General features: G+C 74.4%; 19 protein-coding genes and 1 pseudogene. 17 read left to right on the top strand and 3 right to left on the bottom strand.

Translation table 11 applies throughout. The annotated features are described in order from the left end of the window. Positions 1-6 precede the first annotated feature (6 nt). The 3 genes and pseudogenes from AC5R91_RS01365 to AC5R91_RS01355 all read left to right on the top strand — a co-directional run. Positions 7-324: pseudogene (locus AC5R91_RS01365) on the top strand (toll/interleukin-1 receptor domain-containing protein); the annotation flags it as partial. 302 nt (positions 325-626) lie between these two features. Further along, positions 627-1,271, top strand: coding sequence for a PAS domain-containing protein (locus tag AC5R91_RS01360; protein WP_495395241.1), 645 nt, complete (start codon positions 627-629; stop codon positions 1,269-1,271). Positions 1,272-1,373: 102 nt separating this feature from the next. After that, positions 1,374-1,562: a DUF2795 domain-containing protein gene (locus AC5R91_RS01355; RefSeq protein WP_495395240.1), complete on the top strand. Its 189-nt coding sequence runs from the start codon at positions 1,374-1,376 to the stop codon at positions 1,560-1,562. A gap of 242 nt (positions 1,563-1,804) precedes the next feature. On the opposite strand, the gene AC5R91_RS01350 is transcribed toward AC5R91_RS01355, so the two are convergent. From AC5R91_RS01350 to AC5R91_RS01340, 3 genes are all read right to left on the bottom strand, one after another. Further along, positions 1,805-2,227 carry a CBS domain-containing protein gene (locus AC5R91_RS01350; protein ID WP_495395239.1) on the bottom strand — a complete coding sequence of 141 codons (423 nt, stop codon included), beginning with the start codon at positions 2,225-2,227 and terminating at the stop codon, positions 1,805-1,807. A 182-nt stretch (positions 2,228-2,409) separates the two neighbouring features. After that, positions 2,410-2,793 (bottom strand): DUF6480 family protein, encoded by a 384-nt coding sequence (locus AC5R91_RS01345; protein WP_495395238.1) that lies wholly within the window; start codon positions 2,791-2,793, stop codon positions 2,410-2,412. Between the two features lie 97 nt (positions 2,794-2,890). Further along, positions 2,891-4,366 (bottom strand): DHA2 family efflux MFS transporter permease subunit, encoded by a 1,476-nt coding sequence (locus AC5R91_RS01340; protein WP_495395237.1) that lies wholly within the window; start codon positions 4,364-4,366, stop codon positions 2,891-2,893. 135 nt (positions 4,367-4,501) lie between these two features. Between AC5R91_RS01340 and AC5R91_RS01335 the strand changes: the two genes are divergently transcribed. The 14 genes from AC5R91_RS01335 (at position 4,502) to AC5R91_RS01270 (ending at position 14,469) form a co-directional block, all read left to right on the top strand. Continuing rightward, positions 4,502-5,308 (top strand): TetR/AcrR family transcriptional regulator, encoded by an 807-nt coding sequence (locus AC5R91_RS01335; RefSeq protein WP_495395236.1) that lies wholly within the window; start codon positions 4,502-4,504, stop codon positions 5,306-5,308. Further along, positions 5,302-5,694 carry an aspartate/glutamate racemase family protein gene (locus AC5R91_RS01330; protein WP_495395235.1) on the top strand — a complete coding sequence of 131 codons (393 nt, stop codon included), beginning with the start codon at positions 5,302-5,304 and terminating at the stop codon, positions 5,692-5,694. Before AC5R91_RS01335 ends, AC5R91_RS01330 begins: the two co-directional genes overlap by 7 nt. Then, positions 5,691-6,497, top strand: coding sequence for a hypothetical protein (locus AC5R91_RS01325; RefSeq protein ID WP_495395234.1), 807 nt, complete (start codon positions 5,691-5,693; stop codon positions 6,495-6,497). Before AC5R91_RS01330 ends, AC5R91_RS01325 begins: the two co-directional genes overlap by 4 nt. 492 nt (positions 6,498-6,989) lie before the next feature. Next, positions 6,990-7,133, top strand: a complete 144-nt coding sequence (locus tag AC5R91_RS01320; RefSeq protein ID WP_495395233.1) for a hypothetical protein — start codon at positions 6,990-6,992, stop codon at positions 7,131-7,133. 181 nt (positions 7,134-7,314) lie between these two features. Further along, complete coding sequence (locus AC5R91_RS01315; protein ID WP_495395232.1) at positions 7,315-7,878, top strand: SRPBCC family protein; 564 nt, start codon at positions 7,315-7,317, stop codon at positions 7,876-7,878. A 253-nt stretch (positions 7,879-8,131) separates the two neighbouring features. Continuing rightward, positions 8,132-8,344 carry a hypothetical protein gene (locus AC5R91_RS01310; protein ID WP_495395231.1) on the top strand — a complete coding sequence of 71 codons (213 nt, stop codon included), beginning with the start codon at positions 8,132-8,134 and terminating at the stop codon, positions 8,342-8,344. A gap of 81 nt (positions 8,345-8,425) precedes the next feature. Then, entirely contained in the window at positions 8,426-8,596 is a 171-nt protein-coding gene (locus tag AC5R91_RS01305; protein WP_495395230.1) for a hypothetical protein, read from the top strand. Between the two features lie 100 nt (positions 8,597-8,696). Beyond that, complete coding sequence (locus AC5R91_RS01300; protein ID WP_495395229.1) at positions 8,697-9,470, top strand: phosphotransferase; 774 nt, start codon at positions 8,697-8,699, stop codon at positions 9,468-9,470. 209 nt (positions 9,471-9,679) lie between these two features. Continuing rightward, entirely contained in the window at positions 9,680-10,066 is a 387-nt protein-coding gene (locus tag AC5R91_RS01295; protein WP_495395228.1) for a hypothetical protein, read from the top strand. Between the two features lies 1 nt (position 10,067). Further along, the gene (locus AC5R91_RS01290) at positions 10,068-11,210 is read left to right on the top strand and encodes an FAD:protein FMN transferase (RefSeq protein ID WP_495395227.1); all 1,143 of its coding nucleotides are present in this window, start codon (positions 10,068-10,070) and stop codon (positions 11,208-11,210) included. Then, positions 11,207-11,962 (top strand): ferric reductase-like transmembrane domain-containing protein, encoded by a 756-nt coding sequence (locus tag AC5R91_RS01285; protein ID WP_495395226.1) that lies wholly within the window; start codon positions 11,207-11,209, stop codon positions 11,960-11,962. Before AC5R91_RS01290 ends, AC5R91_RS01285 begins: the two co-directional genes overlap by 4 nt. Beyond that, positions 11,959-13,554, top strand: coding sequence for an NADH-ubiquinone oxidoreductase-F iron-sulfur binding region domain-containing protein (locus AC5R91_RS01280; protein WP_495395225.1), 1,596 nt, complete (start codon positions 11,959-11,961; stop codon positions 13,552-13,554). The genes AC5R91_RS01285 and AC5R91_RS01280 overlap by 4 nt, the downstream gene beginning before the upstream one ends. A gap of 26 nt (positions 13,555-13,580) precedes the next feature. Continuing rightward, positions 13,581-13,901, top strand: a complete 321-nt coding sequence (locus AC5R91_RS01275; RefSeq protein ID WP_495395224.1) for a ferredoxin — start codon at positions 13,581-13,583, stop codon at positions 13,899-13,901. Between the two features lie 127 nt (positions 13,902-14,028). After that, entirely contained in the window at positions 14,029-14,469 is a 441-nt protein-coding gene (locus AC5R91_RS01270; RefSeq protein ID WP_495395223.1) for a DUF4190 domain-containing protein, read from the top strand. Positions 14,470-14,569 lie beyond the last annotated feature (100 nt).

Genomic DNA, 14,569 nt, shown 5'->3' with positions numbered 1-14,569 from the left:
GGTGGCATGCTGACAATCATGGACGACACGAACCCGCGGGGGGCGGCTGTTCCGGAGCCGGAGGGCGCCGGGAGGCGTGCCGAGCACGACTTCTTCGTCTCCTACCACACCAGCGACCGCGCCTGGGCGGAGTGGGTCGCCTGGCAGCTCGAGGATGCGGACTACCGGGTGCTGTTGCAAGAATGGGATTTCACCCCCGGAACGAGGTGGACGGCCTTCCTGCAACGTGCCATGACCGAGTCGGAACGCACGATTGCACTGGTGTCGGAGACCTACCTCACGTCGGCCTACGGGCAACGCGAGTGGGAGCTCGCCTACCAGCGCGATCCCCACGGGTTCGCCCGCAAGCTGCTGCCGGTCAGGGCGAGGACTGCCGCCTGCCCGGGCTGCTCGGCGACATCAAGGCCTTCGATCTGTTCGACGTGGCGGACGAGACGGAGGCCAGCAATCTCCTGCTTCGACGGGTCTCGGACGCGCGGACGGGTCGGGCGAAGCCCACGACGAAGCCGCCGTTCCCCGGCTCGACAGGCACCGACCCGGGACTGCCCGGGGAGACGGCCAGGTGGCCGCGCGGCCCCGAAGCCCTGTTGCGGGGCACGCCGCTGGCCAGAATGGCGGAGTATCCGGTGCGGTTGCGGGACGGATACCCCGTCGGGCTTGATCTCGAATACCTGCGGCGGGCCTGCCGGCGGGTCATCGCCGACCGGAACGTCCGCGCCGCCGTGGAACTCATCTACCTGGTGGCGCAGAACCAGCCGGACGTGGAAATCTCTCCGGACACCTACGCACTGGTGCAGCGGGTCAAGGAGGAGTTTCACCCGGAACTGATGCACATGGACGGGCCCCAGGCCCAGCAGCGAAACCTCATCGAACCGCTGATCAACCTGACCAACCTCGCCGGTGCGATGTTCGCCCACCTACCGATCGAGTTCGTCCTGCACGACACCCGGGATCCCCTTCGTTCGGTCTGCGCCATCCAGAACAGATTCACCGGACGACAGGTGGGTTCACCGGTAAGCAACGTGACACTGGACCGGATCGTGAACCCGCCGGGCGCCGAGGCAGCCATCTACCAGGTGCGTCTGCCGGACGGCCGCAGGCTAAGAAGCACGACCATTCCGATTTACCACCGAGTATTCGGCCTGATCGCACTGCTGTGCATCAACGTGGACACCGAGAAGTTCCTGCCAGAAGCGAAAGGCCTCACAAATTTGCTGCGGGCTCTTGCCCACCTTCCTGACGAGGTGGTGAACGAGACCTTCTACATCTGACTCCGCCACGTACCGTCAGCGAATTCCGAAACGTCGAGGTCACATTCCCTGGCATTACGCGGGGGAGGTTTCGGCGACCGGGCGGCGGGTCATCATGCCTGCATGACCACAGCAATCGAAGCGCAGAAGCTCCTCAAGGGCGTCGACTACCCGGCCGATCGTTCGGCAATCGTGAAGAAGGCGAAGGAGAACGGCGCGGACGAATCCTTCATCCGGACTCTGGAGAAGATCCCGGACCGGCAGTACAACGGCCCGAACGCGATCTCGAAGGAACTGTCCGGGAAGTCCTGACCGGCACCCGTCACCGAACGCGGCACGCGACGGGGTCGAGCCGGGGCTACCGCCTTCCGGCCCGACCCCGTCGTTCACGCCGCGGCGGCGCCGAGCACAGCAGCCGACCCCGCCGGCAGGCATCGCCGGTGGGCCGACGTCACCCGGTTGGCCGGCACCACTGATCGGCCAATGTCACCGACCGGCCAATGTCACCGACCGGCCAGCGTCACCGACCGGCCGCCGTCACTGGTTGGCCGCCGTCACTGGTTCGCGGGCATCGAGCTGACCTGCCCGAGTACGGACTCGTTGTCCCCCTCCCGGGCGAGGTCGCCCAGGCTGACGACACCGACGATGCGGTCCTCGTCCACCACCGGAAGCCGCCGCACGGCGCGCAGCCGCATCAGTTCGGCCGCGTCGTCGATCAGGGTGTCCGAGGTCACCGTCTCGATGTCGCCACTGGCGACGTCGCGTACCGGGGTGGTGTGAGGGTCGCGGTCCTCCGCCACCACCCGCACCGTGATGTCCCGGTCGGTCAGCACCGCGGCGGCACCGCCGCCGTTCTCCGTCACCACGATCACGCCCGCGTCGACCTCGCGCATGAGCCGCGCGGCCTTGTCCACGGTGTCATCCGCCCGCACCGTGGCGGGATCACGAGTCATGATCTCGGCTACTGTCGTGGCCATCACCCACTCCTCTCACCATTCCTCCGTCACCGGCTATTTCCGGATTTTCGGCGGCCCGCCCTGTCCTGCGCTTTTCGGACCGGTTCCGGCCCGCGCAGGAAGTCGGGATTCCGGCAACAGGAGTCTGCACGGTACTCGCCGGAGGAAACCTGCGCGACGGCGTGCCGGAGCCCGACCGACGATCAGTGGACGTGCACGACCGCCCCGGAGAGGAAGAATGCCGCGACGAGCAGGACGACCATCCCGACCGCAGTCATCGCGATGATCATCGGGGTACGATTGGGCATCGTGGGCTCGGCGTTGGGCTGGTCGCCGCCGACCGCGCCGCCGGTGGAGTCCTCGCCCGGCGGCGTCTCCCCCGGCGGCACGCCACCGCCCGGTTCGAGCCCGGGAGTGCGAGCCGGATCGGGGTCGACGGGCGAGCCGGCGGCGCGGGATCGCGCACCGGCGCGGGCGTGGGCCGGTCCCGCGCGGGCATGTGCCGGTCCCAGGGGTGCGTGGGCGGGCCCCGTGGCGGCGGCCGGTGCCGGGCCCGAGCGGACGTGATGGTGCTGGTCACGTGTCATGACCTCGGCGTGCCCGCACCGGGCCGGACAACCCGCCGGCCCGCCCGCCCACCGGCCGGAGTTTCGGACGTCGGATCGGCATCCGAGCCGGCTCCGGTCACGAGACGGGGACTTCCGCCGTCCGCTCCGGCTGGGCGGCCGGCTGCGCCGACGGCTCTGGGCGGCCGGGCAGGAGCAGGCTGGCGGCCAGAATGATCACGAGGGTGCCCAGCGCGAACCAGTAGACCCCGTGGAACCCGTCGACGCCGCCGCCGCCGTCGCCCACCGTGGCCAGGATGAGGGTCACCACGGCGATGCCGATCGCGGCACCGAGCTGGTTGAGGATGTAGAGCACCGAGCTGCCCTGCGGCACCGAGGCCGGCGGCAGCGTGCGATACAGCGAGCCCATCGTCGGGGCGCCGACGAAGCTCAGCCCCAACCCGACGACGAACGCGGCGAGCGCCGGCCAGACCTCCGCGGTGTGCGCGCCCACCCGGGTGAACGCGAACTCGCCGACGGCGGCGACGAGCGCCCCGGCGCGGACCAGCCGGCGGGCGCCGAGCCGGTCGGACAGCCGACCGGACTGCGGCATGGCGATGATGGCGGCGACCGCGAACGGCGCGACGAGCAGCCCGGAGGCGAGTGGGCCGTGCCCGTGCTGCTGCTGGTAGTACAGCGGCAGCACGAACAGGTTCGCGAACATCGCCAGCCCGACCAGCATCATGATCGTCACGCTGGCGGAGAAGCCGCCGCTGGTGAACAGCCGGAGGTCGATCGGCGGCGGCGTGCGCCGCGCGCCGGCCGGGCGCAGGGCGTGCCCGGCGTAGCCGGCGAGCAGGGCGACGGCGGCGATCAGCGGGAGCAGCACCTGCCAGGCGGCGAAGGTCGTGCGGTCCGCGGCCTGGGACAGCGCCAGCACCGCCGCGGCGAAGCCCGGGCCCACCAGCGCCACCCCGAGCACGTCAAGCCGGATGCGCGGCACCTCGCCCGTCGACACGCCGCCCGTCGGCGCGTCGCGGGGGATGACCCGCAGCGCGCCGATCAGCGCGGCGACCCCGATCGGCAGGTTGATCAGGAACATCCACCGCCAGGAGAAGTGCGCCAGGACGGCCCCGCCGACGATGAGGCCGACAACCGGGCCGGCCGAGAGGACCATGCCCATCAGCCCCATCACCCGGCCGGCCCGGTGGGGGCCGGCGGCGCGGGCCAGCAGCGTGAGCACGAGCGGGTCGAGGATGCCGGCGGCGAGCCCCTGCAGGACCCGGAAGACGATCAGGCTGCTCACGTTCCAGGCCAGCCCCGAGGCGAGCGAGGCGGCCAGGAAGGCGACGAGGCCGCCCAGCCACAGCCGGCGGGCGCCGAACCGGTCGACGGCCCAGGTGGTGACGGGGATGGCGACGGTGAGCGCCAGCAGGTAGCCGGTGGAGACCCAGCCGATCGTGCTGAGCGCGGCGTCGAAGCGCGCGGCCAGGGTGTCGACCCCGACGGCCACCATCGATCCGTCGAGGATTCCCATGATCCCGCCGAGCAGCACGACAGCGATCAGCCGCCGCAGCGCGGGATCGAACCGGTCCTCGTCCAGCACCTGCGCCATCTCTCACCTCACGAGTCCCTCAGCCTGCACCAGCGAGTGCACTGTAGCAGGCGGCCTCGTTCTCTGGAACCAGCCGGGTGGTTCTACTGCACTGATCGGTGCAGAGGATGGATGGCGATGGGATACGGTGTGGCGATGAGTGGGAGGACGCCCGCCGCGGCCGCCGGATCGGCCGCCGCCACCCCCGGTTCGCCCACCACCGGTTCGCCGGCCACCGCCGGTTCGCCGGCCACCGCCGGTTCGCCGGCCACCATCGGTTCGTTCGCCCGGCCGGGTGCGCGCGGTCGGATCGACAAGCGCGAGGCGATCCTCGCCACCGCGTTCGTGGTCTTCGCCCGCGAGGGGTACGCGCAGGCCACGCTGGACGCGATCGCGGCCGAGGCGCGCGTCGCCAAGCACACGATCTACAACCACTTCGGGGACAAGCAGACGCTGCTTCGCGCGGCGATCGCCGCCGAGGCGGACCGCGCGATGGCGAAGAACCTCGCGGCCGTCGACCGGCTACGCGACCACGACGGCGACCTGCGCGCGGCGCTCGAGGACGTCGGCAGCCAGCTCGTCGCGTGCTACTGCGACGAGCGCGGCTGGGCGCTGCGGCGCCTGCTCTACGCGGAGATCAGCCAGTTCCCCGACCTGCTCGACATCATCACCGGCCGGGCATCGGACCCGGTCACCGAGGCGCTCGCCGACCGCCTGGCCCGCCTCTCCCTGGCCGGCCACCTGCGCACGGGCGACCCGGCCGCCGCGGCCGAGCAGCTCGCCGCCCTACTCACCGGCTCGCTGGAGGCCCGCTGCCGGTATGGCACCCGGGTCATCTCCGCCGCCGAGCAGCACGCCGTCGCCCGCGCCGCGGTCGACACCTTCCTGCACGCCTTCGGCTCCCTCCCCGGCCCCGCCGGGACGCCCGCGACCGGGGAGGGAGACCCGACGGCGCGATGTTGACGATCGGGATGCTGGGCGGGATGAGCTGGGAGCAGCGCCGAGTACTACCGGCTCGCCAACGAGCTGGTCCGGGCGCGGCTCGGCGATCTGCACTCGGCACGGTGTGTGCTGTTCTCCCGCTGCGGCACCTCGCGGACGCCACGGCGGCCGCGGTGACCACCGCGGGTGGCGTCGTGCGGGAGGAGTCGCGCCGGCAGTACGTGGCGGTCATCGAGCGGCTGGCAGCCGCGGGTGCCGAGGGCGTCGTTCTCGGCTGCACCGAGATCGAACTGCTGGTCCGCCGGCAGGACAGTCCGGTGCCGCTCTTCCCGACGACCCGGCTGCACGCCGAGGCCGCCGTCGAGCTGGCCCTCGCCGCGGCAACGACGGCAGGCGAGTCCGGTTGACCGGGGCGGGCGGCCCGGACGGTCCCGAGGAGCCGGCGCACCCGCGCACCAGCGCGTGGGACCGGCTCTCGCCGATCCATCTGCGGCAGTTCGCCCGGGCCACCGGGCTGGCCGTCGACGAGGTCCGCGGGCTGCCGGAGCATCTCGTCCCGGCGTGGCTGCGGCCTACCGACGGCGAGCGGCGGCTGCCGGTGCTGCTCGCCACGGTGGTGGCGATCGCGTTGCAGTGGGCGCTGCCGTCCCGGCTGACGCTCACCCCGCGTTGGCTGCTGCCCGGCCTGGAGATCGCGCTGCTGGCGGGGCTGACCGCGGTCAACCCGGTACGGCTGACCCGCAAGCACCCGGTGGAGCGGGCGGCGAGCCTGTTGCTGGCCGCCTCGGTCACCACCGCGAACGGGGTGAGCGCGGCCCTGCTCGCCTACCGCCTGGTCCGCGGCACGGCCGGTGAGGACCCGGCGGCCCTGCTAAGCACCGGCGCGGCGATCTATCTGACGAACATCATCGCCTTCGCCCTCTGGTACTGGGAGTTCGACCGCGGCGGGCCGTTCGCCCGGGCGCAGAGCGAACGGCAGTACCCCGACCTGCTGTTCCCCCAAATGAGCGATCCGGCGAACGCCGATCCCCGCTGGGAGCCGACGTTCGTCGACTACCTGTTCGTCGCGTTCACGAACAGCACCGCCTTCAGCCCGACGGACACGATGCCGTTGACCCGCTGGACCAAGCTCATGATGATGGCCCAGTCGACAATCTCGATCATCGTCGTCGCCCTCGTCCTTGCCCGCGCCGTCAACATCCTCCGTTGACAGCACGCACCGGTCAGCGAGACGGCTGCGCTGTGCGCGCCGGATCAGGCACTCGGCGCGCAGCCGGCCGCGGAGGGCCCGATCCACCGCCGCGCCGAGGGCCGGCTGCCCCCCGCCCACGCCTCCGCCCTGGCCGGCACCGGAGCCGGCCGGTCGCCGCCCGAGCCGGCCGTCCGCGGCGAGCCGGCGCAGCACGAGAGCCAGGCCGCCGTACAGGCACACCGCGGCGGCGGTGTGCCCGGACGGGAAGCTGGCCAGCGGGTTCCCCGGGTCGAACCGGGGCACCGCGGGGCGCGGCTGGTCCACGAGGGCGTTGGACGCCTCGTAGACGGCCGTCTCCCCCGCGGTGAGCAGGATGATCCCCGCCGGCAGCCACCAGCGCCGCGTCCACCATCCGACGGCCGCCGCCAGCACCGCCGTCGCGGCGATGACCGTCCAGGTGTCGGCGAGGTAGGTCGCGTCCGCGGTGAGGCGGACCAGGCCGCCGGTGCGGTGGTCGGCGAACCAGCGCTCGGCGTCGGTGTCCCAGCCACGCACCTGGCCGGGCCCGTGGACGAGGAGCGCACCGGTGCCGGCGAGGATGAGGACGAGCAGCCCCGCCGCCGCCACGAGACGGCCGCCCAGGCCGAGGAGTGATCGCACGGATCAGTTCCTCTCCAGAACGAGGCCACCGAACACCTGCCACACCATGCCACCCGGCTGGACATGACCCGCCAGTCGGCGAGCCGGCACCTGGCGGTGCTCGCGGCGGGTCTGGTGACCACGCGTGGCGCGGCCGGGAGTAGCCGCACCACCTCAACACCGGGAGTCCGAGCCGATGGGCAGCACCGAGTTCGTCTACATCACCTACATCCACACCACCCCGCAGCGCCTGTGGCAGGCGCTGACCGATCCCGCCTTCACGCTGCGCTACTGGGGGGCGGCTCTGGAGTCGGACTGGCAGGCCGGCTCACCGGTCGTCTGGCGTCAGGGCGAGGTGACGATCGCCGACCCCGAGCAGGTCGTCCTCGAGGCCGATCCACCACGGCGGCTGTCCTACACCTGGCACACGTTCACCCCCGAGTTCGCCGCCGCGTTCGGGTTCGCGGACGAGTTCCTGGCCACCGTGCGCGCCGAACGCCGCTCGAGGGTCGTGTTCGATCTCGAGCCGGTCGGCGGGACGGTGAAGCTCACCGTCGTCCACACCGACTTCGATCCCGGCAGCACGGTGCTGGAGTCCATCAGCGGCGGGTGGCCGGCGATCCTGTCGAACCTCAAGACGCTGCTGGAGACCGGGCAGACGCTGCCCATTGAGGACCAGCCGGCCCAGGACCAGTCCCCCCGAGACCGTCCGGCCGAGGACCAGCCCGCCCCGGCTGGCGAGCCGCCCACTGCGACCTGACACCACGCGCGGGTGACGGAGGCGACTGCTTCGCGATCCGCGACCGGGCGTGGGGGCCGCGGCGCGACCAGCGGCAGCGGCGCGTCGGCTACGCGTACGGCACGGCGTCGGCGACCGAGGCGTTCCTCGCCATCACCGGGCCGGACCGCCACGGCACGGACCGGGTGTGGACGGGCTACCTCATGCGGGACGGTGTGTGGTCCCCGCTGGTCACCGGCGAGCGCCGGGTGGAACGCGACGGCGAGGGCCGGCCGTGACCGTGCGGATCACCGGCGGCGACGAGCTGGGCCGGGCGCTGTCCGCGACGGGCACGGCGGTCAGCCGGCTGGTCTTCACCCCGTCCCCGAGCATGCTCGCGTGGTGCGGCATGACCCGCTGGGACCTCGACGGTCAGGTGTGCTGGGGCGAGGACCAGGACGTGTGGAGCCCCCGCCGCTGGCGCCGCGACATGGTCGCCGCCGGTTAGACCCCGGTCAGAATCGCCGACCTGAGCCGGGGCGGGGTCGTCGAGCGCGGCGAGGATCCCGCCGACCGGCGGCGGCGGATCGTGAGCATCGCCGACGTCAGCCGCCCGGCGATCGAGCGATGGCTCGGCCCGGGCGCCACCGCCTGGCGCCAGGCCCTCCAACCGTTGACCCCCGCCGAGCGCCGCCTGGTCGTCGACACCCTGCGTGCGTATGAACGCGCCGCCGGCACGCGCGCCGCACCCGCGGACTGAGCGCCCGCGCGACCGCGCCGATCGCGCGGGCCGACCGCGCCGATCGCGCGGGCCGAAAAGCGGTTGCGGTCCCACAGTGTCACGCCTAGAAATCGGAACCATGGAAGATCAGCACGTAGTCGAGCAGCGCCTGCCCGGCGGCCGGCATGTCGGGGGCGTCCGCATCGGCGACACCGTGCATCGCCCCGCCAACCCCTGGACCCCGGCGGTGCACGGGCTGCTGCGCCATCTCGACGCGGTCGGGTTCGCCGCTGCGCCGCGGGTGCTCGGTTTCGACGAGCAGGGCCGCGAGGTGCTGTCCTGGCTTGCCGGAGACACGATCGGGGAGCGGCGGCCGTGGCCGGCGTGGGCGTTCTCCGACGAGGCGCTGGGCCAGGTCGGGGCGTGGCTGCGCCGGCTGCACGACGTCACCGCCGGCTACGTGCCGCCGGCCGGCGCCGTCTGGCTGTCCGGGCGGCCGTGGCAGCCGGGGCTGGTCGTCGGCCACCACGACGCCTCGCCGTTCAACGCGGTGTGGGACGCGGGCGCCGACCGGCTCGTCGGATTCGTCGACTGGGACACCGCCGGGCCGTCGTCCCGCGAGCTCGACCTCGCCTTCACCGCGCTGACCTGGGTGCCCCTGCACGCCCGCGCCGTCGTCGAAGCGCAGGGCTTCACCGCCTTCGACGACCGGCCCCGCCGGCTGCGTCTGTTGCTGGACGCCTACGGCTACGACGGTGACCGCGCCGCCTTCGGCCCGGCCGTCGCCGCCCGGGCCCGGCTCAACGCCGCGGTCATCGACCGGCTGGGCATCGACGCGCTGCGGCCCATCGCCGCCGACCTCGAGCAGGCCGCCCGCGAGATCGAGGCCCTGCCGCCCGCCTTCTGGACCTGACGGCTGCGCGAATCCGGGGCCGGGCGGCTACTCGGCCTGGGCCTGACGGCCACGACTGGGCCTGACGCCGCGACCTGGGCCTGACGGCCGCGCGACACCGGACCCTTGGCCTGCGCTCAGGCGGCGCACAGCCACCCCACAGGCTCGGCTCGCACTCTCATCACCAATCGGCGTTCCTTCCACGGAGCGCGGCCGGTGAGAGGGAGACGATGGCCACACGCGAACAGGGGATCCGACGGGTAGGTCCCGTCACGACCGGTCTGGTCGCCGTCGCGGCCGCCGGCGTCATCGGTTTCGGCGTCCTCGCCCACGAGCACACCGCCGCCGCGGACGACGACACCGCCGCCACCGCGACAAACGGCACCACCACCTCCGGCACGGACACCACCGGCAGCACCGGCAGCACCTCGGGCACCACCGGCAGCACCTCGGGCACCACCGGCAGCGCCTCGGGCAGCACCGGCTCCTCGGGTAGCACCGGCTCCTCGGGCAGTACGAGCTCCTCGGGCAGCACGAGCTCCGGAGCCTCGTCCTCCAGTGGGACATCGCCCTGGAGCGCCGACGGCCAGGCGCACGCCACCACCGGTGGCTCCTGACATGACCGCGACCACGAGCCCCCACCGCGCCGCGGCGTCGAAGCCCGCGATCGGCACCGAGCCGACCGGGCCTGGCGCCCACCCGATCGGGCCCGGGGAGACGGCCTCGGCCACCTGGCCGGTCTGGAGCACCACCGCGCAGGTCGTGGTGACCGACCCGGACCGCCTCGACGACGCCCGGCGGCTCGTCGCCGACCAGCTCGCGGCCGTCGACGCCGTGGCCAGCCGCTTCCGCGCCGACGCGGAGATCGTCCGGCTCGACGCGGCCGGCGGGGCGCCGCAGCAGGTCAGTCCCCTGCTCGCCGAGCTGATCGGCGTGGCGCTGGCCGCCGCCCGCCAGACCGGCGGGGGCGTCGACCCCACCCTCGGCGGCCCGCTGGCCGACCTCGGCTACGACCGGGACATCGCCCAGCTCGCAGCCGGCGGCCCGCCCGTGCGGGTGGTGCGCCGACCGGCACCGGGCTGGCAGCGGGTCCGCCTGACCGGGCGGCTGCTGACCCTGCCCGCGGACGTCCAGCTCGACCTCGGCGCGACGGCGAAGGCGCACACCGCCGACCGCTGCGCCGCGCTGGTCGCCGCGCGGCTGGGCACCGGAGTCCTGGTCAGTCTGGGCGGGGACATCGCTACCGCGGGGCCGCCCCCGCCGGGCGGCTGGCGGGTCCGGGTGCTGGACCAGCCAGGCGAGCCCGCGTGCACGGTCGGCCTGCCGCCCGGGACCGCGCTCGCGACGTCGAGCACGCTCGGGCGGCGCTGGCGGCGCGGGCACCGGCTGCTGCACCACGTGCTGGACCCGCGGACCTGCCAGCCGGCGCCGGCGGTGTGGCGAACCGTCACCGTGGCCGCCGCGAGCTGCCTGGCGGCGAACACGGCGAGCACGGCGGCGATCGTGCGCGGCCCGGCGGCGCCCGATTCGCTGCGCCGCGAGGGGCTCGCCGCCCGGCTGGTCGACGCGGACGGCACGGTGGTCACCGTGGCCGGCTGGCCGTCCCCGACGGAACATCCGGCGCGACCCGCGGCCGCGTCCGAGCCGAGACGACCGGCGCGATCGGCGGCCGCGTCCGGGGGGTCTACGGCCGCCGAACGAGTCCCGGCGGAGACGCGATCGGCGACGCCCGGCCCGCGGACGGCCGGAGCCGCCCGATGACCACCGACACGCTCTGGTACACCGCCCGGGGCAGCGGCGCCGTGGCGCTGCTGCTGCTCACGCTCACGGTCGTCCTCGGCGTGGTGGCCCGCTCGGGCCGGGGGCTGGCGGGCCTGCCGGGCTTCGCGGTCGCCGCCGTGCACCGCAGCGCGGGCCTGCTCGCCGTCGTGTTCGTCGCCCTCCACGTCGTGACCCTGCTGCTCGACCCGTATGCCCGGCTCGCCCTGCCCGACGTGGTCCTCCCCTTCGGAGCGGGGTACCGCCCGCTGTGGGTCGGCCTGGGAACGGTGGCCCTCGACCTGCTGGCCGCGGTGGTGCTGACCAGCCTGCTGCGCCGGCGCGTCGGCGCCCGCATCTGGCGCACGGTGCACTGGGCCGCCTACGGCGCCTGGCCGGTGGCCGTGGCGCACGGCCTCGGCGCCGGCAGCGACACGGGCACGCCGTGGCTGTGGGCAGTAGCCGTAAGCTGCGTGCTCGCCGTCGCCGGGGCGCTGAGCTGGCGCCTGTCGGTGGGATTCGCCGCATTCCACCGGCCCCGGCCGTTAGCCCCGACCGAGCCTCTGCCGGGCGGGTTCCATGGCTCCCCTCTGCGGGCCATGCGCACCGTCCCCGCGCACGGCCCCGTCCCCGCCGTCGGCGGCCACCTCGACCGGCCCGCGGCGGCCGCCGTGGCGACCCCACCCGACCAGACCATGCGCGGCGCCGCTGGGGACAGCCCCGCGGCGGCCGCCGACCGATGGGACCCTCGATGACCGTCGAGCACACTGTTGAGCCCTGGCCGGCCGGTGAGCCCTGGCCGGCCGGCGTCCACCCGGTCCGTGGCGTCGCGGAGGCACCCAGCGAGGGCGGCACCGCCATGGCGAACCCGCCGAGCGGGGCCGGCGCCGGGTACCTGGCGGACACGGCCGGTGCCACGGATCTTCCGGGCACCGTCCGCACCGCCGACCTGCCGAGCACGGTCCGCGCCGCGGATCTGCCGGGCACGGTCCGCGCCGCGGATCTGCCGGGCACGGCCGGCGTCGGTGGGCACGCCACCGAGCGGCTGCTGGCGCTGGCCGCCCCCGACCTGCTCGGCCACCACCGCCGGTGCGGGCCGCTGCCCTGGCGCGGCCCCGGCGGACGCCTCCTGCGCGAGATCCACGACGCGGGATTGACCGGACGGGGCGGCGCGGCCTTCCCGACCTGGCAGAAGCTGGCCGCCGCCGCGCAGGCCGCGTGGCCGCCCGGCGCGGACCGCCCCGGACGGCGCCGGGCGGGCACGGGCGGGGGCGGGGGCACCGGACGGCCACGGCCGGGCGGCACGCCCGTCGTCATCGCCAACGCCGCCGAAGGTGAGCCCGAAAGCGCGAAGGACGCGACCCTGCTCGCCGCCGCGCCGCACCTCGTCCTCGACGGCGTGCAGCTCGCCGCCGAGGCGGTCGGCGCCGGGGAGGCGTACGTCTACGTCAAGGCCGGCAGCGCCGCCGGGGCAACCGTGCGGCAGGCGGTGGCCGAGCGACGGGCCGCCGGCTGGGACCGCTGCGGGATCGAGGTCCGCGAGGCCCCGGCGACGTTCCTCGCCGGGGAGGCGTCCGCGGTCGTCGCCGCGCTCGACGGGGCCGCGGCCCGACCCCGCGCGCACTGGCGACCGCTGGCCGACAGCGGCCTGCACGGGCGTCCGACGCTGGTGCACAACGTCGAGACTCTCGCCCACCTGGCGACGATCGCGCGCTGGGGCGCCGCCTGGTTCCGCTCCGTCGGGACCGCCGACGAGCCCGGCACACTCCTGGTCACGGTGACGGGAGCCGTCGCCGCGCCGGGAGTCGTCGAGGTGCCGTACGCAACCCCCCTCGGCGATCTCGTCGGGTCCCGCGGCGGCGCCGTCGAGCCGGTCGGCGCCCTGCGGATCGGCGGGTTCGCCGGCACCTGGCTGCCCGGCGGCGTGGCGCCCGCGGTGCCGATGTCGCGGGAGGGGCTGGCGTCCTGGGGCGCCACGCCGGGACCGGGGATCGTCTCCGTGCTGCCCGCCCGCGCCTGCGGGCTGGCCGAGACCGCCCGCATCGTCGCCTACCTGGCCGCGCAGAACGCCGGCCAGTGCGGCCCGTGCGTCAGCGGGCTGCCGCAGCTCGCCCGGGCGGTCGCCGGCGTGGCCGGGGTCGCCGGCCGGGACACGGCGCCGGACGGGGAGAACCCGGCCCAGGCGGCGAGCCGGTCGCTGCGCCTGGCCGCCCTGGTCGCGGGCCGCGGCGCCTGCCACCATCCCGACGGCGTGGCCCGCCTCGTGCACAGCGCGCTGCGCACGTTCGCCGCCGACATCCGCGCGCACGCCCAGGGCCACTGCCTCGGCTCGGCCCACCCGAGCTGACCGGCGCAAACAGACGAGGAGACAGCATGCCCGGCATACCGCAACGGCGGCGAGCCACCCCGACCGGCGCTCCGAACGGCCACCCGGACAACGCGGCGGGCGGCGGCGGACCCGCGGTCGGCCCGGCCCGACTGTGGATCGACTGGACGGCCTGCGACGCCCGCGGCTGGTGCGCCGAGCTGCTCCCGGAACTGCTCACCCGCGATCCCGACGGCTACCCCCTGGCCCGCGCTCCCGGCGCCCAGGCCACCCGGGAGGTCACGATCCCCGCGCCGCTCGCCGGCCACGCCCGCCGGGCCGTCGACGCCTGCCCCCGCCTCGCCCTGCGCCTGCTGCCCGACGGATGACCGCACGATCGAGCACCAGTCGAATCGAGGATATTTCTCGGGAATCTTCGTGTGAGGGAACGGGATTGCGGGGTACAGCAAGGTCACGACAGTACCGGCCGACGACCGAAGGAGAGGAGGAGTTCCCATGACGAGGCCCAACACGGTGCACGATGCCGGTACCGAGCAGCTTCCCGTCAATCCGCCTTCCGACCGCCCCTACGGCCAGCCCTACCGCGAGCCGTACGCGCCCCAGAACTCGCCGCAGTACGGCGGTTATGGCACCCGGGAAAGTGACCAGACCGGCTATTTTCCGTACCCGGACAATGGCCAGGCGCAGATGCAGTACGGCCGCCAGCCGCAGCCGGCCGGGCCGCGCCCGGAATCGTCCGGGACGCGGGCGCTGTGGATTCTCGCCTTCGTTTTCTCGGCGGTGGCGCTGTTCGTGCCGTTCGTCGGCTTCGCCGCCATCGCCTGCGGCGCCGTGGCCTGGGGCAAGGGCAGCCGGCGGGGCCGGATCGCGACCTTCGTCGCCATCGCGGCCACGATTGTCGGCTGGGTCCTCAGCATCCTGATCTACACCTCCTAGCCCGGCGCGCCGCGGCCGTCCCGGCCATCGCCGGACGGCCGGAACAGGGCCCCGCCCCACCCGGCGGCGGGGCCCTGTTCGCTCGCAGTGCCGTACCGCG

It is taken from the genome of Frankia sp. BMG5.60 (genome assembly GCF_059428125.1).
Note: the sequence above shows the minus strand (reverse complement) of the source record. Positions and strands in the feature narration are given on the sequence as shown.

Coding starts and splice junctions, on each gene's coding strand:
- AC5R91_RS01355 (WP_495395240.1), top strand. CDS start 1,374: ATGACCACAGCAATCGAAGCGCAGAAGCTCCTCAAGGGCGTCGACTAC.
- AC5R91_RS01350 (WP_495395239.1), bottom strand. CDS start 2,227: ATGGCCACGACAGTAGCCGAGATCATGACTCGTGATCCCGCCACGGTG.
- AC5R91_RS01345 (WP_495395238.1), bottom strand. CDS start 2,793: ATGACACGTGACCAGCACCATCACGTCCGCTCGGGCCCGGCACCGGCC.
- AC5R91_RS01340 (WP_495395237.1), bottom strand. CDS start 4,366: ATGGCGCAGGTGCTGGACGAGGACCGGTTCGATCCCGCGCTGCGGCGG.
- AC5R91_RS01335 (WP_495395236.1), top strand. CDS start 4,502: ATGAGTGGGAGGACGCCCGCCGCGGCCGCCGGATCGGCCGCCGCCACC.
- AC5R91_RS01330 (WP_495395235.1), top strand. CDS start 5,302: ATGTTGACGATCGGGATGCTGGGCGGGATGAGCTGGGAGCAGCGCCGA.
- AC5R91_RS01315 (WP_495395232.1), top strand. CDS start 7,315: ATGGGCAGCACCGAGTTCGTCTACATCACCTACATCCACACCACCCCG.
- AC5R91_RS01300 (WP_495395229.1), top strand. CDS start 8,697: ATGGAAGATCAGCACGTAGTCGAGCAGCGCCTGCCCGGCGGCCGGCAT.
- AC5R91_RS01295 (WP_495395228.1), top strand. CDS start 9,680: ATGGCCACACGCGAACAGGGGATCCGACGGGTAGGTCCCGTCACGACC.
- AC5R91_RS01290 (WP_495395227.1), top strand. CDS start 10,068: ATGACCGCGACCACGAGCCCCCACCGCGCCGCGGCGTCGAAGCCCGCG.
- AC5R91_RS01285 (WP_495395226.1), top strand. CDS start 11,207: ATGACCACCGACACGCTCTGGTACACCGCCCGGGGCAGCGGCGCCGTG.
- AC5R91_RS01280 (WP_495395225.1), top strand. CDS start 11,959: ATGACCGTCGAGCACACTGTTGAGCCCTGGCCGGCCGGTGAGCCCTGG.
- AC5R91_RS01275 (WP_495395224.1), top strand. CDS start 13,581: ATGCCCGGCATACCGCAACGGCGGCGAGCCACCCCGACCGGCGCTCCG.
- AC5R91_RS01270 (WP_495395223.1), top strand. CDS start 14,029: ATGACGAGGCCCAACACGGTGCACGATGCCGGTACCGAGCAGCTTCCC.